The sequence below is a fragment of the Sulfuriferula sp. GW1 genome (assembly GCF_047300855.1).
In the GTDB taxonomy this organism is placed as follows: Bacteria; Pseudomonadota; Gammaproteobacteria; order Burkholderiales; family Sulfuriferulaceae; genus Sulfuriferula.
Window position 1 is genome coordinate 622,670 of record NZ_CP170197.1, and the last position, 23,594, is coordinate 646,263.

The 23,594-nt window shown below is 54.5% G+C and carries 36 protein-coding genes; 34 read left to right on the forward strand and 2 right to left on the reverse strand.

Annotation, left to right across the window (positions count from 1 at the left end; genetic code table 11):
* Position 1: 1 nt before the first annotated feature.
* The 31 genes from tuf to ACFDAU_RS03230 all read left to right on the forward strand — a co-directional run bounded on the left by tuf (position 2) and on the right by ACFDAU_RS03230 (position 15,915).
* Positions 2 to 1,192, forward strand: coding sequence for an elongation factor Tu (tuf, locus tag ACFDAU_RS03080; RefSeq protein ID WP_413438579.1), 1,191 nt, complete (start codon positions 2 to 4; stop codon positions 1,190 to 1,192).
* An 81-nt stretch (positions 1,193 to 1,273) separates the two neighbouring features.
* The gene (gene rpsJ, locus ACFDAU_RS03085; protein ID WP_124705151.1) at positions 1,274 to 1,582 is read left to right on the forward strand and encodes a 30S ribosomal protein S10; all 309 of its coding nucleotides are present in this window, start codon (positions 1,274 to 1,276) and stop codon (positions 1,580 to 1,582) included.
* An 84-nt stretch (positions 1,583 to 1,666) separates the two neighbouring features.
* Complete coding sequence (gene rplC / locus ACFDAU_RS03090; protein WP_124705150.1) at positions 1,667 to 2,311, forward strand: 50S ribosomal protein L3; 645 nt, start codon at positions 1,667 to 1,669, stop codon at positions 2,309 to 2,311.
* Positions 2,311 to 2,931, forward strand: a complete 621-nt coding sequence (rplD, locus tag ACFDAU_RS03095; protein ID WP_413438586.1) for a 50S ribosomal protein L4 — start codon at positions 2,311 to 2,313, stop codon at positions 2,929 to 2,931. The genes rplC and rplD overlap by 1 nt, the downstream gene beginning before the upstream one ends.
* Positions 2,928 to 3,239, forward strand: coding sequence for a 50S ribosomal protein L23 (gene rplW / locus ACFDAU_RS03100; protein ID WP_124705148.1), 312 nt, complete (start codon positions 2,928 to 2,930; stop codon positions 3,237 to 3,239). Before rplD ends, rplW begins: the two co-directional genes overlap by 4 nt.
* Before the next feature lie 12 nt (positions 3,240 to 3,251).
* The gene (gene rplB / locus ACFDAU_RS03105; protein WP_124705147.1) at positions 3,252 to 4,079 is read left to right on the forward strand and encodes a 50S ribosomal protein L2; all 828 of its coding nucleotides are present in this window, start codon (positions 3,252 to 3,254) and stop codon (positions 4,077 to 4,079) included.
* A 13-nt stretch (positions 4,080 to 4,092) separates the two neighbouring features.
* Complete coding sequence (gene rpsS / locus ACFDAU_RS03110; RefSeq protein WP_124705146.1) at positions 4,093 to 4,368, forward strand: 30S ribosomal protein S19; 276 nt, start codon at positions 4,093 to 4,095, stop codon at positions 4,366 to 4,368.
* Between the two features lie 8 nt (positions 4,369 to 4,376).
* Positions 4,377 to 4,709, forward strand: coding sequence for a 50S ribosomal protein L22 (rplV, locus tag ACFDAU_RS03115; RefSeq protein ID WP_124705168.1), 333 nt, complete (start codon positions 4,377 to 4,379; stop codon positions 4,707 to 4,709).
* Between the two features lie 9 nt (positions 4,710 to 4,718).
* A complete protein-coding gene (gene rpsC, locus ACFDAU_RS03120) occupies positions 4,719 to 5,429 on the forward strand; it encodes a 30S ribosomal protein S3 (RefSeq protein WP_413438587.1) in 711 nt (236 codons plus the stop codon).
* Entirely contained in the window at positions 5,413 to 5,829 is a 417-nt protein-coding gene (gene rplP, locus ACFDAU_RS03125; RefSeq protein ID WP_124705144.1) for a 50S ribosomal protein L16, read from the forward strand. The genes rpsC and rplP overlap by 17 nt, the downstream gene beginning before the upstream one ends.
* A 2-nt stretch (positions 5,830 to 5,831) precedes the next feature.
* Positions 5,832 to 6,035 carry a 50S ribosomal protein L29 gene (rpmC, locus tag ACFDAU_RS03130; protein ID WP_124705143.1) on the forward strand — a complete coding sequence of 68 codons (204 nt, stop codon included), beginning with the start codon at positions 5,832 to 5,834 and terminating at the stop codon, positions 6,033 to 6,035.
* Positions 6,032 to 6,301 carry a 30S ribosomal protein S17 gene (gene rpsQ / locus ACFDAU_RS03135; protein WP_124705142.1) on the forward strand — a complete coding sequence of 90 codons (270 nt, stop codon included), beginning with the start codon at positions 6,032 to 6,034 and terminating at the stop codon, positions 6,299 to 6,301. Before rpmC ends, rpsQ begins: the two co-directional genes overlap by 4 nt.
* Before the next feature lie 140 nt (positions 6,302 to 6,441).
* Positions 6,442 to 6,810: a 50S ribosomal protein L14 gene (rplN, locus tag ACFDAU_RS03140; RefSeq protein ID WP_124705141.1), complete on the forward strand. Its 369-nt coding sequence runs from the start codon at positions 6,442 to 6,444 to the stop codon at positions 6,808 to 6,810.
* Between the two features lie 10 nt (positions 6,811 to 6,820).
* Positions 6,821 to 7,138 (forward strand): 50S ribosomal protein L24, encoded by a 318-nt coding sequence (rplX, locus tag ACFDAU_RS03145; protein ID WP_124705140.1) that lies wholly within the window; start codon positions 6,821 to 6,823, stop codon positions 7,136 to 7,138.
* A 9-nt stretch (positions 7,139 to 7,147) separates the two neighbouring features.
* Positions 7,148 to 7,687 carry a 50S ribosomal protein L5 gene (rplE, locus tag ACFDAU_RS03150; RefSeq protein WP_124705139.1) on the forward strand — a complete coding sequence of 180 codons (540 nt, stop codon included), beginning with the start codon at positions 7,148 to 7,150 and terminating at the stop codon, positions 7,685 to 7,687.
* 7 nt (positions 7,688 to 7,694) lie between these two features.
* A complete protein-coding gene (rpsN, locus tag ACFDAU_RS03155) occupies positions 7,695 to 8,000 on the forward strand; it encodes a 30S ribosomal protein S14 (RefSeq protein ID WP_124705138.1) in 306 nt (101 codons plus the stop codon).
* 14 nt (positions 8,001 to 8,014) lie between these two features.
* Positions 8,015 to 8,410 (forward strand): 30S ribosomal protein S8, encoded by a 396-nt coding sequence (rpsH, locus tag ACFDAU_RS03160; RefSeq protein ID WP_413438588.1) that lies wholly within the window; start codon positions 8,015 to 8,017, stop codon positions 8,408 to 8,410.
* Positions 8,411 to 8,422: 12 nt separating this feature from the next.
* Positions 8,423 to 8,956, forward strand: a complete 534-nt coding sequence (rplF, locus tag ACFDAU_RS03165; RefSeq protein ID WP_124705136.1) for a 50S ribosomal protein L6 — start codon at positions 8,423 to 8,425, stop codon at positions 8,954 to 8,956.
* Positions 8,957 to 8,969: 13 nt separating this feature from the next.
* A complete protein-coding gene (rplR, locus tag ACFDAU_RS03170) occupies positions 8,970 to 9,323 on the forward strand; it encodes a 50S ribosomal protein L18 (RefSeq protein WP_124705135.1) in 354 nt (117 codons plus the stop codon).
* Positions 9,324 to 9,335: 12 nt separating this feature from the next.
* Positions 9,336 to 9,845 (forward strand): 30S ribosomal protein S5, encoded by a 510-nt coding sequence (gene rpsE, locus ACFDAU_RS03175; protein ID WP_124705134.1) that lies wholly within the window; start codon positions 9,336 to 9,338, stop codon positions 9,843 to 9,845.
* Positions 9,846 to 9,850: 5 nt separating this feature from the next.
* On the forward strand, positions 9,851 to 10,039 hold the full coding sequence (gene rpmD / locus ACFDAU_RS03180) for a 50S ribosomal protein L30 (RefSeq protein ID WP_413439492.1): 189 nt from the start codon (positions 9,851 to 9,853) through the stop codon (positions 10,037 to 10,039).
* Positions 10,040 to 10,474: a 50S ribosomal protein L15 gene (gene rplO, locus ACFDAU_RS03185; RefSeq protein WP_124705133.1), complete on the forward strand. Its 435-nt coding sequence runs from the start codon at positions 10,040 to 10,042 to the stop codon at positions 10,472 to 10,474. It abuts the gene before it with no gap.
* Positions 10,475 to 10,476: 2 nt separating this feature from the next.
* A complete protein-coding gene (gene secY / locus ACFDAU_RS03190) occupies positions 10,477 to 11,802 on the forward strand; it encodes a preprotein translocase subunit SecY (protein WP_413438589.1) in 1,326 nt (441 codons plus the stop codon).
* A gap of 19 nt (positions 11,803 to 11,821) precedes the next feature.
* The gene (gene infA / locus ACFDAU_RS03195) at positions 11,822 to 12,040 is read left to right on the forward strand and encodes a translation initiation factor IF-1 (protein WP_124705131.1); all 219 of its coding nucleotides are present in this window, start codon (positions 11,822 to 11,824) and stop codon (positions 12,038 to 12,040) included.
* A gap of 42 nt (positions 12,041 to 12,082) precedes the next feature.
* Complete coding sequence (gene rpmJ / locus ACFDAU_RS03200; protein WP_124705130.1) at positions 12,083 to 12,196, forward strand: 50S ribosomal protein L36; 114 nt, start codon at positions 12,083 to 12,085, stop codon at positions 12,194 to 12,196.
* Between the two features lie 58 nt (positions 12,197 to 12,254).
* Positions 12,255 to 12,617 carry a 30S ribosomal protein S13 gene (rpsM, locus tag ACFDAU_RS03205; protein WP_413438590.1) on the forward strand — a complete coding sequence of 121 codons (363 nt, stop codon included), beginning with the start codon at positions 12,255 to 12,257 and terminating at the stop codon, positions 12,615 to 12,617.
* Positions 12,618 to 12,631: 14 nt separating this feature from the next.
* Entirely contained in the window at positions 12,632 to 13,021 is a 390-nt protein-coding gene (rpsK, locus tag ACFDAU_RS03210) for a 30S ribosomal protein S11 (RefSeq protein WP_087447756.1), read from the forward strand.
* 15 nt (positions 13,022 to 13,036) lie between these two features.
* Positions 13,037 to 13,666 carry a 30S ribosomal protein S4 gene (rpsD, locus tag ACFDAU_RS03215; RefSeq protein WP_124705128.1) on the forward strand — a complete coding sequence of 210 codons (630 nt, stop codon included), beginning with the start codon at positions 13,037 to 13,039 and terminating at the stop codon, positions 13,664 to 13,666.
* A gap of 33 nt (positions 13,667 to 13,699) precedes the next feature.
* On the forward strand, positions 13,700 to 14,683 hold the full coding sequence (locus tag ACFDAU_RS03220; RefSeq protein ID WP_124705127.1) for a DNA-directed RNA polymerase subunit alpha: 984 nt from the start codon (positions 13,700 to 13,702) through the stop codon (positions 14,681 to 14,683).
* A gap of 21 nt (positions 14,684 to 14,704) precedes the next feature.
* Positions 14,705 to 15,094: a 50S ribosomal protein L17 gene (gene rplQ / locus ACFDAU_RS03225; RefSeq protein WP_124705126.1), complete on the forward strand. Its 390-nt coding sequence runs from the start codon at positions 14,705 to 14,707 to the stop codon at positions 15,092 to 15,094.
* Positions 15,095 to 15,180: 86 nt separating this feature from the next.
* Entirely contained in the window at positions 15,181 to 15,915 is a 735-nt protein-coding gene (locus ACFDAU_RS03230) for an S-adenosyl-l-methionine hydroxide adenosyltransferase family protein (protein ID WP_413438591.1), read from the forward strand.
* On the opposite strand, the gene ACFDAU_RS03235 is transcribed toward ACFDAU_RS03230, so the two are convergent.
* Positions 15,912 to 17,189 carry a glycerate kinase gene (locus ACFDAU_RS03235; protein WP_413438592.1) on the reverse strand — a complete coding sequence of 426 codons (1,278 nt, stop codon included), beginning with the start codon at positions 17,187 to 17,189 and terminating at the stop codon, positions 15,912 to 15,914. The genes ACFDAU_RS03230 and ACFDAU_RS03235 overlap by 4 nt on opposite strands.
* Position 17,190: 1 nt before the next feature.
* Positions 17,191 to 20,007: an excinuclease ABC subunit UvrA gene (uvrA, locus tag ACFDAU_RS03240; protein WP_413438593.1), complete on the reverse strand. Its 2,817-nt coding sequence runs from the start codon at positions 20,005 to 20,007 to the stop codon at positions 17,191 to 17,193.
* A gap of 146 nt (positions 20,008 to 20,153) precedes the next feature.
* On the opposite strand from uvrA, the gene ACFDAU_RS03245 reads away from it, so the two are divergent.
* The 3 genes from ACFDAU_RS03245 to ACFDAU_RS03255 are packed head-to-tail and all read left to right on the forward strand — an operon-like array spanning position 20,154 to position 23,571.
* Entirely contained in the window at positions 20,154 to 21,533 is a 1,380-nt protein-coding gene (locus ACFDAU_RS03245) for an MFS transporter (RefSeq protein ID WP_413438594.1), read from the forward strand.
* Positions 21,533 to 22,000: a single-stranded DNA-binding protein gene (locus ACFDAU_RS03250; protein WP_124705122.1), complete on the forward strand. Its 468-nt coding sequence runs from the start codon at positions 21,533 to 21,535 to the stop codon at positions 21,998 to 22,000. The genes ACFDAU_RS03245 and ACFDAU_RS03250 overlap by 1 nt, the downstream gene beginning before the upstream one ends.
* Entirely contained in the window at positions 22,000 to 23,571 is a 1,572-nt protein-coding gene (locus tag ACFDAU_RS03255; RefSeq protein WP_413438595.1) for an AMP-binding protein, read from the forward strand. The genes ACFDAU_RS03250 and ACFDAU_RS03255 overlap by 1 nt, the downstream gene beginning before the upstream one ends.
* Positions 23,572 to 23,594 lie beyond the last annotated feature (23 nt).

Genomic DNA, 23,594 nt, shown 5'->3' on the forward strand with positions numbered 1-23,594 from the left:
CATGGCAAAAGGCAAGTTTGAGCGTACCAAGCCGCACGTCAACGTAGGCACGATTGGACACGTTGACCACGGCAAGACCACCCTGACGGCGGCGATCAGCACCATCCTGTCGAAGAAATTTGGTGGTGAAGCCAAGAACTACGCAGACATTGACTCGGCTCCGGAAGAAAAAGCGCGCGGCATCACCATCAACACCGCCCACGTTGAATACGAGACCGCGAAACGCCACTACGCCCACGTTGACTGCCCGGGCCACGCCGACTACATCAAAAACATGATCACCGGCGCTGCGCAAATGGACGGCGCCATCCTGGTAGTCTCCGCTGCTGACGGCCCCATGCCCCAGACCCGCGAACACATCCTGCTGGCGCGCCAGGTCGGCGTCCCCTACATCGTTGTCTACATGAACAAAGCCGACATGGTCGACGACGCCGAACTGCTCGAACTGGTTGAAATGGAAGTGCGCGAACTGCTCAGCAAATACGACTTCCCGGGCGACGACACCCCCATCATCATCGGCTCCGCCCTCAAGGCACTGGAAGGCGACCAGTCCGACATTGGCGAGCCCTCCATCTTCAAACTGGCCGACGCCCTCGACAGCTACATTCCCGATCCCGAGCGCGCCATAGACGGCACCTACCTGATGCCCGTGGAAGACGTCTTCTCCATCTCCGGGCGCGGCACCGTCGTGACCGGCCGGGTTGAGCGTGGCGTCATCAAGGTCGGCGAAGAAGTCGAGATTGTCGGCCTCAAGCCCACCATCAAGACCACCTGCACCGGTGTTGAAATGTTCCGCAAACTGCTCGACCAGGGCCAGGCAGGCGACAACGTCGGCGTCCTGCTGCGCGGCACCAAGCGTGAAGACGTCGAGCGCGGCCAGGTGCTGGCCAAGCCTGGCTCGATCAACCCGCACACCAAGTTCAGCGCCGAGATCTACGTGCTGAGCAAAGACGAAGGCGGTCGCCACACCCCGTTCTTCAACGGCTACCGTCCGCAGTTCTTCTTCCGCACCACCGACGTGACCGGTGCGGTGGAATTGCCGGCTGGCACCGAAATGGTCATGCCGGGCGACAACGTATCGGTGACGGTTGCGCTGATTGCGCCGGTGGCGATGGAAGAAGGCCTGCGCTTCGCGATACGCGAAGGTGGTCGGACCGTCGGCGCCGGTGTGGTCGCGAAAATCGTCGAGTAATAACAAGTTTGCTGAAAAGTGCAAAAGGGCGGTATAATTCCGCCTTTTCGCGTTTGATGTTCTGCTCTTTAGGGTACTGCTATGCAAAACCAGAAAATTCGCATCCGCCTCAAGGCGTTTGACTATCGCCTTATTGATCAGTCCGCACTCGAAATCGTCGAGACTGCGAAACGTACGGGTGCGGTGGTGAAGGGTCCTGTGCCTCTGCCAACCTCGATAGAGCGCTTTGACGTATTGCGTTCCCCTCACGTCAACAAAACCTCGCGCGATCAGTTCGAAATTCGTACCCATTTACGTCTGATGGATATTATCGATCCTACAGACAAAACCGTAGATGCGTTAATGAAGCTGGACTTGCCTGCGGGCGTGGAAGTAGAAATCAAAGTTTAAGTTTGTATCCGTACCGGGCGGTTTTCCCGGGGATAAAAAATGCCGGTCAATTGAAATCGGCGCCTTTTTGCTAAGGATAGAAAAATGAGTTTAGGACTCGTCGGTCGCAAGATCGGCATGACCAGGCTGTTTGCCGAGGATGGTTCAACCGTCCCTGTCACTGTGCTGGATGTGTCGAACAACCGTGTGACCCAGATCAAGACCCCTGCTACCGATGGCTATGCGGCAGTGCAGGTTGCTTATGGTGTGCGTCGTGCCAGCCGTGTAACCAAGGCTGAAGCGGGGCATCTCGCCAAGGCTGCAGTAGAAGCGGGCACGCTTCTCAAGGAATTTCGCCTGACCGATGCCGATGCTGCCTCATTGCAACTGGGCGGCGTGGTCAGCGTGGAAATTTTCCAGGCCGGACAGTTGGTGGATGTAACCGGTACCACCCAGGGTAAGGGTTATGCTGGTGTTATCAAGCGCCACCACTTCTCATCTAACCGCGCGTCGCACGGTAACTCGCGTTCCCACAATGTGCCTGGATCGATTGGTCAGGCGCAGGATCCCGGTCGTGTTTTTCCGGGCAAGCGAATGACCGGCCATCTGGGCGCGGTTCAGCGTACCGTGCAGAAGCTGGAAGTGGTTCGTGTAGATACTGAGCGCCAGTTAATCCTGATCAAAGGCGCTGTGCCTGGGTCCAAGGGTGGGCACGTGGTAGTGCGCCCCAGTGTGAAGGCAGGTGCATAATGGAACTTAAGGTAATCAACGAGCAAGGTCAGGCGACCAGTACACTGGTTGCTTCCGACGAATTATTCGGACGCGAATACAACGAAGCGCTGGTGCACCAAGTGGTCACTGCGTATATGGCGAATGCCCGTAGTGGTGACCGTGCGCAAAAAGATCGTCGCACAGTCAAGCACAGCACCAAAAAGCCGTGGCGTCAGAAAGGCACCGGTCGCGCCCGTTCGGGTATGACTTCCAGCCCGATTTGGCGTGGAGGTGGTCGTGCTTTCCCGAACAGTCCGGAAGAAAATTTCACGCAAAAGGTCAATCGCAAGATGTACCGTGCGGGTATTGCTTCGATTATGTCGAAGCTGGCCAGCGAAGGTCGTTTGTCAGTAGTGGACAGCATGTCCATGGCTGCACCCAAGACCAAAGACCTGGCAAACAGGTTGAAGGGGATGGGTTTGGGTCGCGTCATGATTGTGACCGACAGCCTGGACGACAACTTGTGGATGTCCTCGCGTAATCTGCCCAATGTGCTGGTGGTGGAAGTGCGCCACATCGACCCGGTAAGCATGGTGCATTTCGATAATGTGCTGATGACCAAAAATGCGGTCAAGATGGTTGAGGAGATGCTGGCATGAGCCCCACTAAATTCAATGATGCGCGTTTGCTGCAGGTTATTCTTGCGCCGCAGGTTTCTGAAAAAAGCACTTACGTTGCAGACAAGCATGAACAGGTTATTTTCCGTGTGGCTTCAGATGCTACCAAGCCTGAGGTCAAAGCTGCTGTTGAGTTGCTGTTCAAGGTGCAGGTGGAGAGTGTGCAGATTGCCAATGTCAAAGGCAAACAAAAGCGCTTCGGTCGCTTCATGGGCCGCCGCAGCGACTGGAAAAAAGCCTTTGTCTGCCTGAAGCCAGGGCAGGAAATCAACTTCACGGCCGGGCAGTAGGAGTAAATAAAAATGGCACTTATTAAAGTTAAACCAACTTCCCCTGGACGCCGCGCTGTCGTCAAGGTTGTCACTCCCGGTTTGCACAAAGGCAAGCCGATTGCTTCCTTGGTGGAAAGTAAAAGCAAAACCGCGGGACGCAACAACAACGGCCACATTACCACGCGTCACATGGGTGGTGGTCATAAACAACATTACCGTTTGGTGGATTTCCGTCGCAACAAGGACGGCATTCCGGCGAAGGTCGAGCGCCTGGAATACGACCCTAATCGCAGTGCCCATCTGGCTTTGCTGTGTTATGCCGACGGTGAGCGTCGCTACGTGATTGCTCCCAAAGGCATCGAAGCCGGCATGCAGCTGATGAATGGGTCCGATGCCCCAATCAAGGCGGGTAATACCTTGCCCTTGCGTAATATTCCTGTAGGTACCACCGTGCATTGCGTAGAAATGTTGCCTGGCAAAGGTGCGCAGATTGCGCGCTCCGCCGGCACTTCGGTGCAGTTGCTGGCGCGCGAAGGCAGTTATGCACAGTTGCGCCTGCGCTCTGGCGAGATTCGCAAGGTTCACGTTGACTGCCGCGCTACCATTGGCGAGGTTGGCAATGGCGAACATTCCTTGCGTTCTTTGGGTAAGGCAGGTGCGACCCGTTGGCGCGGTATCCGTCCAACGGTTCGTGGTGTGGTGATGAACCCTGTTGACCACCCGCACGGTGGTGGTGAGGGTAAAACGGCGGCAGGCCGCCACCCGGTCAGTCCGTGGGGTGTACCGGCCAAAGGTTTCCGTACGCGCCGCAACAAACGCACCAGCGGCATGATTGTGCGTCGTCGTCATAAACGTTAAAGGGTAAAGAGTTATGCCACGTTCAGTTAAAAAAGGCCCGTTTGTTGACGATCATCTGCAAAAGAAGGTGGATGCAGCGCGCGCGGGTAATGATAAGCGGCCGATTAAAACCTGGTCACGCCGTTCTACGGTGCTGCCAGATTTCATTGGTCTGACAATAGCGGTTCACAATGGCAAGCAGCATGTGCCAGTGTTTATTTCCGAAAACATGGTAGGCCACAAGTTGGGCGAGTTTTCATTGACTCGCACCTTCAAAGGGCACGCGGCCGACAAGAAAGCCAAGAGATAGGAGCCATGATGAGAGTTTCTGCAGTATTACGAGGCACCCACATGTCGGCACAAAAAGGCCGGTTGGTGGCTGATCAGATTCGGGGCTTGCCTGTGGATAAGGCACTGAATATCCTGGCTTTTAGCCCGAAAAAAGGCGCGGGTGTAATCAAGAAGGTGCTGGAATCGGCTATAGCCAATGCTGAGCATAACGAGGGCGCGGACATCGATGAATTAAAAGTCGCTGTTATTACCGTTGATCAGGGCCCTTCCATGAAGCGATTCATGGCGCGTGCCAAAGGTCGTGGTAACCGCATCAACAAACAGACTTGTCACATTGTTGTGACGGTCGGCGACGAATAAGGAACGAGCATGGGACAGAAGATCCACCCAATTGGGTTTCGCCTGGCGGTCGCGCGTAACTGGACTTCCAAGTGGTATGCAGGTAACCGCACGTTTGCTGCAACCTTGAATGAGGATGTGAAAGTCCGCGACTTCCTGAAAAAGAAGCTGGCAAATGCATCGGTAAGCAAGATTGTCATCGAGCGCCCGGCCAAAAATGCGCGCATCACTATTCACAGTGCGCGTCCTGGTATCGTGATTGGTAAAAAAGGCGAGGATATCGAGGCGCTGAAATCACAAGTCCAGAAAATGATGGGTGTACCGGTACATATCAATATTGAGGAGGTGCGCAAGCCTGAAGTCGATGCGCAGCTAATTGCCGCAAATATTGCCAGCCAGCTGGAAAAGCGCATCATGTTTCGTCGCGCCATGAAGCGCGCGATGCAGAATGCCATGCGTCTGGGTGCGCAGGGCATCAAGATCATGAGCTCTGGCCGCCTGAACGGCGCGGAGATTGCGCGTACCGAATGGTATCGCGAAGGCCGTGTGCCCCTGCATACTTTGCGAGCGGATATTGACTATGGCTTTCATGAAGCCAAAACCACGTATGGCATTATCGGTGTCAAGGTGTGGGTGTACAAAGGTGACGCGCTGACCAAGGGCGAGCAGCCTGCAGCAGCCCCGGCCGAACCGGAAAAACGCGTAAGAAAGCCAGGAGCGAAACATGCTGCAGCCAACTAGAAGAAAGTATCGCAAAGAGCAAAAAGGCCGTAATACCGGCATTGCTACGCGCGGAAATAAAGTCAGCTTTGGTGAGTATGGCTTGAAAGCAATTGGTCGTGGTCGTTTGACCGCGCGCCAAATTGAAGCTGCGCGCCGAGCTATGACGCGTCACATCAAGCGTGGTGGGCGTATCTGGATACGTATTTTCCCGGATAAGCCAATTTCGGAAAAACCGGCTGAAGTGCGTATGGGTAATGGTAAAGGTAATCCAGAGTACTACGTTGCAGAGATTCAGCCTGGCAAGATGCTGTATGAAATGGACGGCGTTGATGAGGTATTGGCGCGTGAGGCTTTCCGCCTGGCCGCGGCCAAGCTGCCTATTCAGACAGCGTTTGTCACTAGAATGATAGGTAGCTAATTATGAATGCTAGCGAACTGAGAACCAAATCCTCTACTGAAATCAAACAGGAATTGCTGGATTTGCTGCGTGCCCAATTCAGTCTGCGTATGCAGGTGGCGACTCAGCAAACCAACAAAACCAGTGAGCTGGGTAAGTTGCGCAAAAATATAGCGCGTATCCATACGATTCAGCGCGAGAACGAATTGAAAGCGGTAAATAAATGAGCGAAGCCGAAATCAAGGTTGCACGTAGCCTGTCAGGGCGCGTCGTCAGCGATAAAATGGACAAGACAGTCACGGTTTTGGTCGAGCGCAAGGTTAAGCACCCTGTAATCGGAAAAGTGATGCGCTTGTCCAAGAAATACCACGCGCATGATGAGAATAATGAGTTTCATGAGGGCGATATGGTGATTATCGAAGAGTGCCGCCCTATTGCAAAAACCAAATCATGGCGTGTTGCCGCGTTGGTAGAGAAAGGGCGCGCAGCATAATAATGTTGCGTTTTTTCTAAAGGTCTGGTATAGTCTAACGCTTTTCGTCTCGCCGGAAACGGCGGTCTACCCCGTACGGGTCCAAAACTAGCTGTCTTGACAGGGGAACCTGGCTCGGCGGGTTAAGTTGGAGAGTTTAAATGATTCAAATGCAGTCCAGGCTGGATGTTGCCGACAATACCGGTGCGCGCTCTGTTATGTGCATCAAGGTGCTTGGCGGATCCAAGCGACGTTACGCAAGCATTGGTGACATCATCAAGGTAACCATCAAAGATGCTGCCCCTCGTGGTCGCGTCAAAAAAGGTGATGTTTATAACGCCGTCGTGGTACGCACTGCCAAAGGCGTGCGCAGGCCCGATGGCTCGTTGATCAAGTTCGATGGCAACGCTGCTGTCCTGCTGAACAACAAGCTGGAACCGATTGGTACACGTATTTTCGGCCCGGTGACGCGTGAGTTGCGTACCGAGCGTTTCATGAAAATTGTGTCCTTGGCTCCTGAAGTGCTGTAAGGAGGCGATTGTGAACAAAATTCGTAAAGGCGACGACGTAATCGTTATTGCTGGAAAAGACAAGGGTAAGCGCGGTTCGGTGCTGCGTGTGCGTGATGATGACCGATTGCTGGTTGAGGGCATCAATAGCGTAAAGAAGCATGTCAAGCCGAACCCGGTTAAGGGTGATGCGGGCGGGATTGTGTCTAAAGAAATGCCGATCCATATATCCAACATCGCATTATTTAACGCGACTTCCAAGCGTGCAGATCGTGTTGGATTCAAGGTTCTTGAGGACGGTCGCAAGGTCCGGGTTTTCAAGTCTAACGGCGAAGTCGTTGACGCTTAAGGGGTAAGCATGGCTCGTTTACAGGAATTTTACAAAACCACGGTTGCCCCTCAGCTGATTCAGCAGTTTGGCTACAAGTCCGTGATGGAAGTGCCGCGTATCGATAAGATTACGTTGAATATGGGCGTGGGCGAGGCGGTGGCTGACAAAAAAGTGATGGAGCATGCCGTAGGTGATATGCAGAAAATTGCTGGTCAAAAAGCGGTCGTCACTAAGTCTAAGAAATCTATCGCCGGCTTTAAAATCCGTGATGATTATCCAGTGGGTTGCATGGTAACGCTGCGCCGTGAGCGCATGTACGAGTTTCTGGACCGTTTGGTAACGGTTGCCATTCCACGTATTCGGGACTTTCGCGGATTGTCTGGCAAGTCTTTTGATGGCCGCGGCAATTACAATATGGGCGTGCGCGAGCAGATCATATTCCCGGAAATTGAGTACGACAAAATTGACGCGTTGCGTGGTATGAACATTACCATTACCACCACCGCAAATACCGACGAAGAAGCGCGCGCACTGCTGGCCGCTTTTAAATTCCCGTTCAAGAACTGAGGATGTCATGGCAAAACTTGCTTTGATCAACCGTGATAAAAAGCGCCGCGCAACGGTCAAAAAGTACGCTGCCAAGCGTGCAGAGTTGCTCGCTGCGGCCGGTAACGAAAAACTGTCTGACGAGGAACGCTACGAAGCGCGCCTCAAACTGCAAAAGCTGCCAAGGGATGCTAGCCCGGTTCGTTTGCGCAATCGTTGTCAGCTGACTGGTCGTCCGCGTGGCGTATACAGTAAGTTTGGTCTGGGACGCATCAAGCTGCGTGAAATTGCCATGCGTGGTGAAGTGCCAGGCATGGTTAAGGCCAGCTGGTAAGCGGGGGATATCGAATGAGTATGAGTGATCCGATCGCAGATATGCTAACGCGTATTCGCAATGCACAAAGCGTCGAAAAAACCGGTGTGGCAATGCCCGCCTCCAAGGTTAAGGCGGCGATTGCGCAAGTATTAAAAGACGAAGGTTTTATCGACGATTTTGCAGTGCGTGAAAATGACGGCAAGCCTGAGCTGAGTATCAGTCTCAAATATTATGCCGGTCGTCCCGTAATTGAAAAAATCGAACGCGTAAGCCGCCCTGGTCTGCGGATTTATAAAAGCAGCCAGGAAATTCCTAAAGTGATGAACGGACTGGGTATCGCTATCGTGTCGACCTCTCATGGGGTGATGACCGATCGCAAAGCGCGCGCCAATGGCGTGGGCGGCGAAGTTCTGTGCATCGTGGCCTGATGAGGTATTGCAATGTCACGTGTAGCTAAAAATCCTGTTGCCGTACCTGCTGGGGTCGAAGTGACCCTGGGTACAGATGCAATTACTGTTAAGGGTCCATTGGGGGCTCTTACTCAGCGCGCCAATGCCGATGTTATCGTGGAGCGCGCCGGAGACACCCTGCAGTTCAAGGCAGCTTCTGACAGTATTCGTTCTAATGCCATGTCGGGTACCATGCGCGCCCTGCTGGCGAATATGGTGCAGGGAGTGACCAAGGGTTTTGAAAAGAAGCTGACACTCGTTGGCGTGGGTTATCGTGCCCAGGCTGCTGGCGATACATTAAACCTGTCATTGGGTTTTTCGCATCCGGTTGCGCATAAAATGCCGGCAGGTGTGAAAGTGGAAACGCCTACTCAGACCGAGATTCTAATTAAGGGTATCGACCGTCAACAAGTAGGTCAGGTAGCCGCAGACGTACGCGCGTATCGTAAGCCGGAGCCTTATAAGGGCAAGGGAGTGCGCTATGCCGACGAAGTGGTGGCGCTCAAAGAAACCAAGAAAAAATAGGTAAAGGTTAATCATGGACAAGAATACCGCGCGTCTGCGCAGAGCACGCAAAACCCGTGCTCGCATTGCAGAGCAAAAAGTCACCCGTCTCGTGGTGTACCGTTCCAACTGCCATATCTATGCGCAGATTATCGATGCGACAGGCGACAAAGTATTGGCCAGCGCCTCCACCGTCGAAGTCGATGTGCGCAAGGATGTTGCCAACGGCGGCAATATCAGTGCGGCAGTTGCAGTGGGCAAGCGTATCGCCGAGAAAGCCAAGGGGCTTGGAATCAGCGAAGTGGCGTTTGACCGTTCTGGATTCCGCTACCACGGACGCGTCAAGGCTTTGGCCGACGCTGCCCGCGAGCATGGCCTGAGCTTCTAATTGGGGTAAACAATGGCAAGATTTGAAACAAATCAAGAGAGTACCGACGGCCTGCGCGAAAAGATGGTCGCTGTTAACCGTGTAACCAAGGTTGTGAAGGGCGGCCGCATTCTGGGCTTTGCCGCATTGACCGTGGTGGGTGATGGCGATGGCGGTATCGGTATGGGTAAGGGAAAGTCACGCGAAGTTCCTGTTGCGGTCCAGAAGGCGATGGATGAAGCGCGCCGCAAACTGGTTAAAGTCAACCTCAAAAACGGTACTCTGCATCACGCCGTTATCGGCAAGCATGGTGCGGCGGTTGTTTATATGCAGCCAGCCTCTGAAGGTACCGGAATTATTGCTGGTGGCCCGATGCGTGCCGTATTTGAAGTGATGGGCGTGCATAACATCCTGGCCAAATGCATTGGCTCAACCAACCCGTATAACGTGGTGCGTGCAACCATCAATGGTCTGCTGCAAGTTAATTCTCCTTCGGAAATTGCTGCCAAGCGCGGCAAATCCGTCGAAGAGATCATGGAGTAAGAATGATGAGCACTGCTGCAAAAATGATGAAGGTAACGCTGGTTAAAAGCGTTATTGGTACCAAGCAATCACACCGTGCTTGCGTCCGTGGCCTGGGCCTGCGCCGCATGCATCATACTGTGGAAGTGCTGGATACGCCGGCTAATCGCGGTATGGTTAATAAAGTAAATTATCTCGTAAAGTGCGAGGGTTAAATGCAACTTAATACTATTAAACCTGCTGACGGCAGCAAAAGCGCAAGACGCCGCGTTGGACGTGGTATCGGAAGCGGATTCGGCAAGACCGCGGGTCGTGGCCACAAAGGTCAGAAATCACGTACAGGCGGATATCATAAAGTTGGTTTTGAAGGCGGTCAGATGCCTTTGCAGCGTCGTTTGCCAAAACGCGGGTTTGTTTCGCTGACTTCAGGGGATACCGCACAAGTGCTGTTATCTGATCTGGATAAGCTGCCGGTTGATGATATCGATATCCTGGTGCTTAAGCAGGCGGGTATTGTTCACGCTCGTGCCAAGACGGCAAAAGTAATTTTGTGCGGCCAATTAAAGCGTGCAGTGAAGCTGCATGGTGTGCTGGCTACGCAAGGTGCACGTGCAGCTATTGAAGCTGCCGGCGGCAGCTTCGTGGAATAATCTTGGCTGCGAATAAGCCCAGTACAGGCAGTGCCGATAAATTCGGCGATTTGAAACGGCGTTTGCTGTTCCTGATTGGTGCGCTGGTAGTGTACCGAATTGGAGCGCATATTCCGGTTCCTGGCATTGACCCGGTGGCGCTGGAACAGTTGTTCCGTTCCCAAGAGGGTGGCATCCTGGGCATGTTTAACATGTTCTCGGGCGGTGCGCTGTCGCGTTTTACCGTGTTTGCCCTTGGGATCATGCCATATATTTCGGCATCCATCATTATGCAGTTGCTGACGGTGGTTTCCCCTCAGCTGGAAGCACTGAAGAAAGAAGGGGAAAGCGGGCGCCGAAAGATTACCCAGTACACACGATATGGCACCGTGGCGTTGGCTTTTTTTCAGGCACTGGGTATTGCCATTGCGCTGGAAGCGCAGCCAGGTTTGGTGATTGATCCGGGCTATATGTTTCGTATGACGGCGGTAATGACTCTGGTTGCCGGCACCATGTTTCTGATGTGGCTAGGTGAACAGATTACCGAACGCGGTATTGGCAACGGGATCTCCATGATTATTTTCGGCGGCATTGTTGCCGGGTTGCCGCATGCTATTGGTGGTACGCTGGAATTGACGCGTACGGGGGCATTTTCCATTCCTCTGGTGTTGATGCTGTTTGTTGCAGTAGTCCTGGTCACGGCGCTGGTAGTGTTTGTAGAGCGGGGCCAGCGAAAAATATTGGTGAATTATGCCAAGCGCCAGGTAGGAAACAAGGTTTATGGCGGGCAAAGTTCGCATCTGCCGCTTAAGTTGAATATGGCAGGCGTGATTCCGCCGATTTTTGCTTCGAGCATTATTTTGTTCCCGGCAACTTTGGCCGGCTGGTTCGGTAGCCATGAGAGCATGAGCTGGCTGAAAGATGTTGGTGCGACATTGTCGCCAGGACAGCCGATTTACGTGATTCTGTATGCATCGGCAATTGTCTTTTTCTGTTTTTTCTATACCGCCTTGGTATTTAACCCCAAGGAGACGGCAGATAATCTCAAAAAGAGCGGAGCTTTTGTTCCTGGAATTCGGCCTGGTGAACAGACGGCGCGCTACATTGATAAAATAATGGGGCGCTTGACCCTGGTGGGTGCAATTTATATCACGCTGGTATGTTTGCTGCCGGAATTTCTGATAGTGAAATTCAATGTGCCGTTTTACTTTGGAGGGACCTCACTGTTGATTATCGTGGTGGTCACCATGGATTTCATGGCGCAGGTTCAGGCTTACATTATGTCCCACCAATATGAGGGGCTGCTCAAGAAAGCTAACTTCAAGGGTAATGGTTTTGTTTCGCGTTAAGCGGCAGGTGGCTCGATAGATGTCAAAAGAAGATACCATCCAGATGCAAGGTGAGATTCTGGAGACCCTGCCGAATGCAACCTTCAGGGTCAAACTGGAAAATGGTCATATTGTATTGGGACATATCTCCGGAAAAATGCGTATGCACTATATTCGCATTTTGCCAGGCGACAAAGTGACGGTTGAATTGACGCCGTATGATTTGACCAAGGCTCGAATTACGTTTCGTGCCAAGTAAGTTATTTGCCGTGCCATGCACGGTTATGTCGAGGAGTTTTTCATGAGAGTACGGGCATCTGTTAAAAAAATCTGCCGTAAGTGCAAGATTGTACGCCGCAAGGGTGTAGTTCGGGTTATTTGTGAAGACCCACGCCACAAGCAACGCCAAGGTTGATTGTTTTAGCCTGGCTTTAAATGATAGAATTTAATGTTTTCGATTCCGGAGTGATTAGATGGCCCGTATCGCAGGGGTAAACATCCCGAACCACCAACATGCCGAAATTGCGCTAACAGCAATTTATGGTATCGGCCGCACCGTTTCCCGCAAGATTTGTGCGGACGCGGGTGTGAATACAGCAGCCAAGATCAAGGATTTGACCGACGCTGAGATGGAAAAGCTGCGCGAAGGCGTGGCCAAGTACGCGGTTGAGGGTGACCTGCGCCGCGAAGTCACTATGAACATCAAACGCCTGATGGATATGGGTTGCTATCGTGGTATGCGCCATCGGCGCGGTTTGCCATTGCGAGGCCAGCGCACTCGTACCAACGCCCGCACCCGCAAAGGCCCGCGCAAGGCCGTTCGCGCGACCAAATAAAGGAATAGAGAATTATGGCTAAGGCGAATATCAGAGTCCGTAAGAAGGTTAAAAAGAATGTGGCGGAAGGCATTGCTCACATTCATGCTTCCTTTAATAACACCATTGTTACTATCACCGACCGACAGGGCAATGCCTTGTCCTGGGCGACTTCAGGCGGCGCCGGTTTTAAAGGTTCGCGCAAAAGTACCCCGTTTGCTGCTCAGATTGCTGCTGAAAATGCAGGCAAGCTGGCACAGGAATGTGGCGTTAAGAATCTTGAGGTGCGCATTAAAGGACCTGGCCCAGGCCGTGAGTCTGCAGTTCGCGCATTGAATAACGCCGGTTTTAAAATCACCAGTATTTCCGACGTGACGCCAGTGCCGCATAACGGCTGCCGTCCGCCCAAGAAACGCCGTATCTAAAGCAGGAGTCCCAACGTGGCCAGAAATCTTGATGCTAAATGCCGCCAGTGCCGTCGCGAAGGCGAGAAATTGTTTCTTAAAGGCGAGAAGTGCTTCACCGACAAGTGCGCGATTGAACGTCGCCCCTATCCACCGGGTCAGCACGGCCAGAAGAAGAACAATCGCCTTTCCGACTATGGTGTTCAGTTGCGCGAAAAGCAAAAACTGCGTCGTACGTACGGCGTACTTGAGCGCCAGTTCCGTGATGTGTACAAAGAAGCCGACCGTCAGCGCGGTGTGACTGGTGAAAACCTGTTGCAGATCCTGGAAAGCCGCTTGGACAACGTTACATTCCGTATGGGATTTGGTGCTTCGCGTGCCGAATCACGTCAGGTCGTACGTCACAACAGCATTCTCGTGAACGGCAAGCGCGTGAACATTCCGTCCTATGTGGTCAAACCCGGCGATGTAGTGGAAGTATGTGAGAAATCCAGGCAGCAGCTGCGCATCAAGGCTGCTCTGCTGGCTGCAGAACAGCGTGGCTTTCCGGAATGGGTAGAAGTGAGTGCGAAAGATATGAAAGGCACTTACAAGGCCAAACCACAACGCGCCGAACTACCCGCTACCATCAACGAACATCTCGTGGTGGAATTGTATTCCAAGTAATCCCGACGCTTTTATGTATGAGGGACACCGTTTATGCAAAGCAGTACCGCTGATTTATTGAAGCCCCGTATCATCGACGTAGAAACCGTTTCGCCGTTACGTGCCCGTGTCATCATGGAACCGTTCGAGCGCGGCTACGGACACACGTTGGGCAATGCCCTGCGCCGTATCCTGTTGTCGTCCATGCCCGGCGCTGCGCCGACTGAAGTTTCCATCAGCGGCGTATTGCATGAGTATTCGATTCTGGAAGGTGTGCAGGAAGACGTCGTTGACATATTGCTGAATCTGAAAGGCATCGCGCTCAAGTTAAATGATCGTAGTGAAGTGTTGCTCAAGCTGAAAAAATCCAGCGAAGGTGCGGTGACGGCGGGCGACATTGAAGCTGGTCATGATGTGGAAATTCTCAACCCGGATCATGTCATTGCCCACCTGACCAAAGGCGGCAAACTGGACATGGAAATCAAGGTTGAGCAGGGGCGCGGTTACCAGCCGGTTTCCGTACGCCGCCAGCCAGAAGACACGCAAACTCTTGGCGCCATCCAGTTAGACGCTTCGTTCAGCCCGGTGCGTCGCGTTGCTTATGCTGTGGAAAGCGCTCGCGTCGAACAGCGTACCGATCTGGACAAGCTGGTGCTCGATGTGGAAACCAACGGTACCATCGAACCGGAAGAGGCAGTGCGTTATGCAGCCCGTATTCTGGTCGACCAGCTAGCGTTGTTTGCTGATCTGAAGGGGACACCAGTTGCTGCCGAGTTGCCAAAAGTTGCACAGGTTGATCCCATGCTGCTGCGCCCGGTGGACGATCTTGAGTTGACTGTGCGTTCTGCTAATTGTCTGAAAGCCGAGAATATTTATTATATCGGCGATTTGATTCAGCGCAGTGAGACAGAGTTGCTCAAGACGCCAAATCTGGGTCGTAAATCGCTCAACGAAATTAAAGACGTGCTGGCCTCTAAGAGCCTCAGCCTGGGAATGAAGCTCGAGAACTGGCCACCCGCAGGTCTCGAGAAGCCGTAATTAAGCAGAAGGAATATAACGATGCGTCACCGTCTCGCCAATCGCAAACTGAATCGCACCAGCAGCCACCGCGCTGCACTGCTGCGCAACCTGACCAATGCTTTGCTGCGTCATGAGGTTATTAAAACCACGTTACCCAAGGCCAAGGAATTGCGTCGTGTTGCTGAGCCCATGATTACTTTGGGTAAAAAGCCGTCACTGGCTAATCGTCGCCTCGCTTTCGACCGCTTGCGTGATCGTGAGATGGTCGTCAAGCTGTTCGATGAACTTGGCCCGCGTTTTTCTGCCCGTAACGGCGGCTATTTGCGCATTCTTAAATACGGTTTCCGTGATGGTGACAACGCACCCATGGCATTGATCGAGATGGTAGATCGTGCCGAGGATGCGGGCGTAGTCGAAGCAGCAGAATAAGTTTGAAATGCGTACAAAAAAGCCGGGCTTGCCCGGCTTTTTTGTTTTCCGCATAGTGTCGGCTTAATCCCTGTGCGAGGTTTGTGATGATCGTATTGTTCAGTGATTTCGGCGCGATTGATCCTTATGTAGGGCAGGTGAAGGCGCGCCTGTCAGTTGAAGCGCCAGGCCAGCTGGTGGTGGATTTGCTGCATCACTCGCCGGACTTCAATGCCCATGCTGGCGCGCACCTGCTGGCAGCTTTCGCAGTGGGATTTCCGCCGGGCAGCGTATTTCTGGCAGTGGTGGATCCCGGAGTAGGCACCGCACGCGCTGGCGCAGTCGTTACTGCGGGCGGCCACTGGTATGTAGGCCCGGACAATGGTCTGCTGTCAGTCGTTGCAGGGCGCGATGCACAAGCCAAAATATGGAAAATAGAGTGGCAGCCGGAATCACTATCCAGCACCTTTCATGGACGCGACCTGTTTGCTGTGATAGCAGCAGAAATTGCGCGCGGGGAATTTCCGGCACACAAGTTATCCCCTGCCAAAACACTACAAGTGGAGTTCGATATTGGCGATCTGGCACGGATCATTTATATCGACCACTATGGCAATGCGTTTACCGGCATCCGTGCAACAGGTATCTCGCCCCACAGTCGGGTGAGTGTGCGTGGCATGGAATTGATCCACGGAGAGACTTTCGGAAGGCTCGGCAGAGGCCAAGGGTTCTGGTTCAGTAACAGCGTGGGTTTGCTTGAACTGGCGGTCAATCGCGGAAGTGCGGCATCAGATTTTAACTTGCAGGTGGGGGATGAGGTGACTGTACTCAAGCCAAACTAGCCTATCAGTATGACGCGGTAATCATTCACATTGGTCAGCGTGGGTCCGGTCACCAGCAAGTCGTTCAAGGCGAAAAAGCAAGTGTAGCTATCGTGGCTCTGCAGTAGCTTTTCGGGATTGAGCCCAAGGGCTTGCGCGCGTGACAGTGTATCCGGACCGATCAGTGCGCCGGCATTGTTTTCGGTTCCGTCGATACCATCGGAGTCAGCAGCCAGTGCGTAGACGCTATCCATGCCTCGCAATTCGATCGCCAACGCCAGCAGGTATTCGGCGTTACGTCCCCCGCGTCCACTGCCATCAGTCGCGACCGTGGTCTCACCGCCGGATAATAATGCGAGTGGGCGCGCGGTGTTGTCGGCCAATATTTGGCGCAGCAGATTCGCGTGTGCCTGAGCAACTTGCTGCGAGGATTGCGTTTCCGCCTCGCTGACAATAATCACTTTGACCCCTTGTGCCTGAAAATAATTAGCTGCTGCGCGGAGCATCTGGCTGGCGTTGCCGATGACGTGGTTGACTGTTCGTAGCAAACAGCTATCCCCAGGCTTGGGGGTATCCGCATACTCGCCCGCGGCGCCGCGCTCGAGATATGTCAGGATGGCGGCATCGGCTTCGATACGGAAACGATCAAGTATGGCGAGTGCGTCGGCAAACGTACTGGGATCAGCACAGCACGGGCCGGATGCGATGTGTGTAGGGTCATCACCAACAACGTCGGACAGGATCAGCGCGTGTACTCGCGCAGCCCCGGCAGCACGTGCCAATTGACCGCCAGCAAGCTGGGTGAGATGTTTGCGAACCGTATTGATATCCTGGATGGTCGCACCGGAATTGACCAGTGCGCGAGTAACCCCACGCAAAGCTTTCAGGCTGACTCCGGCAACCGGCAAGGCCATCAGGCTGGAGCCGCCGCCGGATATCAAGGCGAGCAATAAATCGTCAGCGGCAAGAGAGGCGGCCTGAGCCAGCATGCGCTGTGCAGCCTCGGCGCCCCGCCCATCGGGGAGTGGATGACTGGCCTCAATGACTTCAATGCGCCGGGTGGACAGGCTGTGTTGATAACGTGTGACAACCAATCCCTGTAATGGCTCACTGTCAGGCCAGTGTGCTTCCACCGCGAACGCCATACTGGCGGCAGCCTTGCCTCCCCCCAGTACCAGCGTGCGTCCCTCCGGGGGAATGGGTAAAAAAGGCGGCACCAGCCGTTGCGGATCAGCCCCTGCCAGCGCGGCATGAAACGAGGCAATCAGTAATTCGCGTGCGTGATGTGGCTGCATTTTATTTTTTGCGCTTCAGAATGGGTTTCAAATATTGTCCGGTATAACTTGCCGGATTGGCAGCGACTTGCTCGGGGGTACCGGCGGCGAGAATCTGTCCACCGCCGTCACCGCCCTCAGGCCCGATATCTACTACCCAGTCAGCTGTCTTGATCACATCCAGATTGTGCTCGATCACCAGCACCGTGTTGCCTTGGTCTGCCAGGCGATGTAAAACCTTGAGCAACATATCAATGTCATGAAAATGCAGGCCGGTGGTGGGCTCGTCGAGGATATACAGGGTGCGTCCGGTGTCGCGCTTGGATAGCTCCAGCGACAGCTTGACGCGCTGCGCTTCGCCGCCGGACAAGGTGGTGGCAGCCTGGCCCAGTTGGATGTAGCCCAGACCAACGTCTAGCAGCGTTTGCAGCTTGCGTGCTACCACCGGTACGGCGCTGAAGAAGGCGTGGGCGTCCTCCACCGTCATTTGCAGCACCTCATGGATAGTCTTGCCTTTGTACTGTATTTCCAGGGTCTCACGGTTGTAGCGTTTGCCGTGGCAGACGTCGCAGGGTACGTAAATGTCCGGCAGGAAATGCATTTCCACCTTGATGACACCGTCGCCCTGACAGGCCTCGCAACGCCCGCCTTTGACGTTGAAGGAAAAACGTCCCGGGCCGTAACCGCGCTCGCGTGCTGATGGCACACCAGCGAACAGCTCGCGAATGGGGGTGAACAGACCCGTATAAGTTGCCGGATTGGAACGCGGAGTGCGCCCAATCGGGCTTTGGTCGACACTGATGACCTTGTCGAACAGCGCCAGACCCTGGATATCGGTGTGCGGCGCGGGTTCTGCCGCAGAGCCATACAGGTGCCGCGCCATCGCGGCATAGAGGGTGTCGTTGATAAGCGTTGATTTGCCTGAACCGGATACGCCCGTGACGCACACCAGCAGTCCGGCAGGGAGTTCAAGGGTGACATTTTTCAGGTTATTGCCGCTGGCACCGGTGAGGATGAGCATGCGCTTCGGATCGGGTGTCCGCCGTGTTGCGGGCAGAGCAATGCTGCGTCGTCCGGACAGATAATCGCCGGTGAGCGAAGCCGGGTTGGCGAGAATGTCGGCGGGAGTCCCCTCGGCGACCACTCGGCCGCCATGTTCGCCCGCACCGGGGCCCATATCCACCACGTAATCGGCAAGGCGGATAGCGTCTTCATCATGCTCCACCACGATCACGGTGTTGCCGATGTCGCGCAGACGTTTCAGAGTGCCGAGCAAACGTTCATTGTCGCGCTGGTGCAGGCCGATGGAAGGCTCATCCAGCACATACATCACACCAGTCAGCCCCGAACCAATTTGCGAGGCAAGGCGGATGCGTTGTGCTTCGCCCCCGGAAAGTGTATCAGCGGAGCGATCCAGCGACAGGTATTCCAGACCGACATTATTGAGGAAGGTCAGCCGCGCGGCGATTTCCTTGATGATGCGATCGGCGATCGCTTGCTTGTTGCCAGATAATTTCAAGGTCTCGAAAAAGCTCTGCGCCTGCTTCAACGGCAGTGCCGACAGCGCATACACGGTCTGGCCGTTAACGAACACATGACGTGCCTCGCGGCGCAGGCGGGTGCCGGCGCAGCTCGGACAAGGCTTGTTGTTGAGGTATTTGGCCAGCTCTTCGCGTACCACGCTGGAGTCGGTTTCGCGGTAGCGCCGTTCCAGGTTGGCAATGATGCCTTCGAAAGCATGGCTGCGCGGTTTGCGTTCGCCGGGATAACGGAACGCGATCTTTTCCTTGTCGCCGCCATGAAGCAGAATTTGCTGGATCGGGTGAGGCAGTTTTTCGAACGGTGTCTCCAGGTCGAAGCCATAATGCAGCGCCAGGCTTTGCAGCATCTGGAAATAAAACTGATTGCGTCGATCCCAGCCCTTTACCGCGCCGGACGCCAGCGACAAGTGCGGGAAAGCCACCACGCGCTTGGGGTCGAAATACTGGATTGCTCCCAGTCCGTCGCACTGGGGGCAGGCGCCCATCGGATTGTTGAATGAAAACAGACGAGGTTCGAGCTCCGGGAGTGAGTAATCGCACACCGGGCAGGAGAAGCGTGCCGAGAACAGGGTTTCCTTGCTGTTATCCATTTCCACTGCCAATGCACGACCATCGGCATGGCGTAATGCGGTCTCGAACGATTCGGCCAGACGCTGTTTGGCATCCTCGCGCACCTTCAGGCGATCCACTACCATCTCGATGGTGTGTTTTTTATTCTTGTCGAGTTTGGGCAGAGCATCCATTTCATGAACCTTGCCGTCAATGCGTGCGCGCACGAAGCCCTGCGCGCGCAATTCATCGAATAGATCCAGGTGTTCGCCCTTGCGTCCGACGATCAGAGGAGAAAGAATCATCAGCTTGGTGTCTTCAGGCAGAGCCAGCACATGATCCACCATCTGCGAAACGGTTTGTGCAGCGAGTTCGATATGGTGATCGGGACATTGCGGCGTACCGACGCGAGCGAACAGCAGGCGCAGGTAGTCGTGGATTTCGGTGACGGTGCCCACGGTAGAGCGCGGATTATGACTGGTGGCCTTTTGCTCGATGGAAATGGCGGGCGACAATCCCTCGATCAGATCCACGTCGGGTTTTTCCATTAACTGCAAAAACTGGCGCGCATAGGCAGACAACGATTCTACGTAGCGACGCTGACCTTCGGCATACAGCGTGTCAAACGCCAACGACGATTTGCCCGAACCGGACAGACCGGTAATCACCACCAGCTGGTTGCGCGGCAGATCGAGATTGATGTCTTTCAAATTGTGGGTGCGGGCACCGCGAATGCGGATGTATTCCATCGGGTTGCATATTCCTGAGTGAATGGAACCAGCGGGACGCGGGCCGCTCAAAAAGAGCTGGCATCCCGTGGTTAAATGCCTTTTCCGCATTAATCGGAAAAGGCTAACCTGTTAATATACCGACTTTTGAGAGTGTGCCCAAATCCATGCTGCCATCTGAAAAAATGACCCCCGCCGAGTTGCGCTCAAGTATTGGCCTTGCCAGTATCTTTGGACTGCGTATGTTGGGAATGTTCCTGATCTTGCCGGTATTCGCGCTGTATGCCGAGCACCTGCCGGGCGGTGCCAATCACACCATGATCGGCCTGGCATTGGGAGCGTATGGACTGACCCAGGCGCTGCTGCAATTGCCGTTTGGCATTGCCTCGGATAAATTCGGACGCAAGCGTGTGATCTACTTCGGGCTGATCCTGTTTGCCATTGGCAGCTTTGTCGCCGCAAATGCAACAACGATCGAGACCATTATTCTGGGTCGCGTGATTCAGGGTGCCGGAGCGATTTCTGCCGCGGTTACAGCGCTGCTGGCCGACCTGACGCGTGAAGAGCATCGTACCAAGGCAATGGCCATGATCGGCGGCACGATAGGGGTGACTTTTGCGGCCTCGCTGGTAATGGGACCAGCGTTGTATCAGTTTATCGGGATGTCGGGAATTTTTGCGATGACAGGCGTCCTCTCCATTGCAGCCTTGGCAGTGGTCAAATGGGGTGTCCCTGATCCACTGGTCAGCCACTTTCATGCGGATGCCGAGACCAACCCGGCAAGGCTGGGCGACGTGTTGAAGGATATCCAGCTATTGCGCCTCAATTTCGGCATTTTTTCTTTGCATGCCGCGCAGATGGGAATGTTTGTGGTGCTGCCCTTTGCGCTGCGCAACACCAGTAATCTGGATATCAACCACCAGTGGGAGATATACCTGCCAGTAGTGCTGGTGTCGTTCGCGCTGATGATACCGGCCATTATTTATGGCGAGACGCGCGGCAAGCTGAAACAGGTATTCGTTGCGGCGATAGCGACCATGCTGGCTGCTCAATTGGGGATGGCGGCCAGCATGCATCATTTCTGGGGTATCGTTGCCGCGCTCATATTGTATTTTGTTGCGTTCAACGTACTCGAAGCCTCACTACCGTCATTGATCTCCAAACTTGCGCCGACCACAGCCAAGGGTACGGCGATGGGGGTGTATAATACGTCCCAGTCTTTAGGATTGTTTTTCGGTGGCGCCATGGGCGGCTGGCTGTCGCAGCACTACGGGTTTTCCGCGGTGTTCATGTTCAGTTCCGGGCTGATGCTGGCATGGCTGGTGGCGGCGGCAGGAATGCGCACCCCGCCCGCAGTGAAAACCCGCATGTTCCATGTCGGGCCCATGGATAGTGATCGGGCCGGACAGCTTACCCGCCGCTTGGGCACATTGGCAGGTGTGATGGAAGCCGCGGTGATTGCCGAAGAGGGTGTGGCCATACTGAAAGTCGCGCTGCACGGTTGGGATGAACAGGGCGCGCTTAATTTGATAGGGGAGACAACATAATGGCATCGGTCAATAAGGTAATTCTGGTAGGCAATCTGGGCAAGGACCCGGAGGTGCGCTATGCGCCGAGCGGCGACGCCATCGCCAACGTAACCCTGGCGACGACTGAAAACTGGAAAGACAAAAACGGTGAGAAGCAGGAAAAAACCGAATGGCATCGCGTTTCGTTTTTCGGAAAAACCGCCGAAGTGGTGGGCCAATATCTGAAAAAAGGCAGCCAGGTGTATGTGGAAGGCCGCATCCAGACCCGCAAGTGGACCGATAAGGAAGGCCAGGAACGCTACACCACCGAGATTGTGGCCGACAAAATGCAGATGTTGGGTGGCCGCAGCGGCTCAGCCAGCATGGATAACGATAGCGGCGAGAGTCGTCGCCCCGCTGCTGCACGTCCAGCCCCTGCATCGAATGGCCCGGCCAAATCCAGCGGCTCCAGCTTTGACGATATGGAAGACGATATTCCGTTCTGATGGCAGCCGCAGCCCAGGTTAAATTTGTCGAGCCGGGCGCAACAGAAAGTCTCTATACCCGTTTTCTCGATACCCTGACCCGGTTTGGCCGAGAGCGTCAGGCGCTGGAGGACATTCGTCAGCCACGCTACAGCTATGGAGATCTGCTCAAGCTCACGCTGGCGCTGGGACGGCTGGTGAGTAAAATCACCGCGCCGGAAGAACATGTCGGCGTGTTGATGCCCAACCTCGCCAGCACGGTTGGGCTGGTGCTGGGTATGAATGCCTTCCGGCGTATACCGGCGATGCTCAACTACACCTCAGGTGTACAAAATCTGCTCGATGCGTGCGTCGCTGCGCAGGTGAAAACCGTCATCACTTCGCGACAATTTCTCAAAACTGCCGAGCTCGAACAACAGGCTGCCGTTCTGGGCGAACAGGTGCGCCTCGTGTATCTGGAAGATATGCGTGCCGGATTCGGCTGGCTGGATAAGGCGTGGCTGATGGGCTATGCGATGCTGTTTCCGGCGCGCGCTGCCAAACCAGGGAATGCGGATAGTCAGGCGGTAGTGCTATTTACCTCGGGGTCGGAAGGCAAACCCAAAGGCGTGGTGCTGTCCAATCGGGCGCTGCTCGCCAATGTGGATCAAATCTGCGCAGCCATCAATTTTTCTGCAGACGAAAAATTCTTCAATGCATTGCCCATATTTCATTCTTTTGGTTTGACAGCAGGCGTGCTGCTGCCTTTGCTGACAGGCGTGTCCAACAGGCTCTACACCACGCCACTGCATTACAAACAGATCCCGGAGATGATTCGCGAGAGTGGGTCGACGGTGTTGTTTGGCACCAGTACGTTTTTTGGTAATTACGCGAAATACGCCTCAGTTGAGGATTTCCGCAGCCTGCGTATCGTAGTGGCGGGTGCGGAAAAACTGGCCGAGTCGGTGCGCGAGGCCTGGCGCAGCAAATTTGGCATTGAGCTGATAGAAGGTTACGGTGCGACTGAAACCGCGCCGGTGCTGGCCGTGAATCCTTTGGCGGATAATCATCCCGGCAGTGTGGGACATTTGTTACCAGGCGTTGAGGCACGCGTGGTGCCGATTCCCGGCATCCATCGTGGCGGTGTGTTGCATGTGCGTGGGCCGAATCAGATGCTGGGCTACTACCGGGTCGAGCACCCCGGCGTGCTGGAGCCGCCGGCGTCAGAAGTCGGGTCGGGCTGGTACAATACCGGCGACGTCGTCGACATTGACCACGACGGTTTTGTCCATATTGTTGGCCGCATCAAACGTTTTGCCAAAGTGGCTGGCGAGATGATCTCGCTGGAAACGGTCGAGGCTATTGCCGGCCAGGCGGAACCGGATTTTCAACATGGTGCGGCAACGGTGCAGGACGAACAGCGCGGCGAAGCGATCGTGTTGTTTACCACGGCGCCGGGATTGTCGCGCGAGCGCCTACTGGAAGCGGCGAGAAGCATGGGAATGCCGGAAATTGCGGTGCCGCGCCGATTCGAATATCTGGAAAGCTTGCCGGTGCTGGGCACCGGCAAGGTGGATTATGTGTCGCTACAGGTTTTGGCCAGAGGTATATAAGCGGCCTTGTGTAGTTAATCATC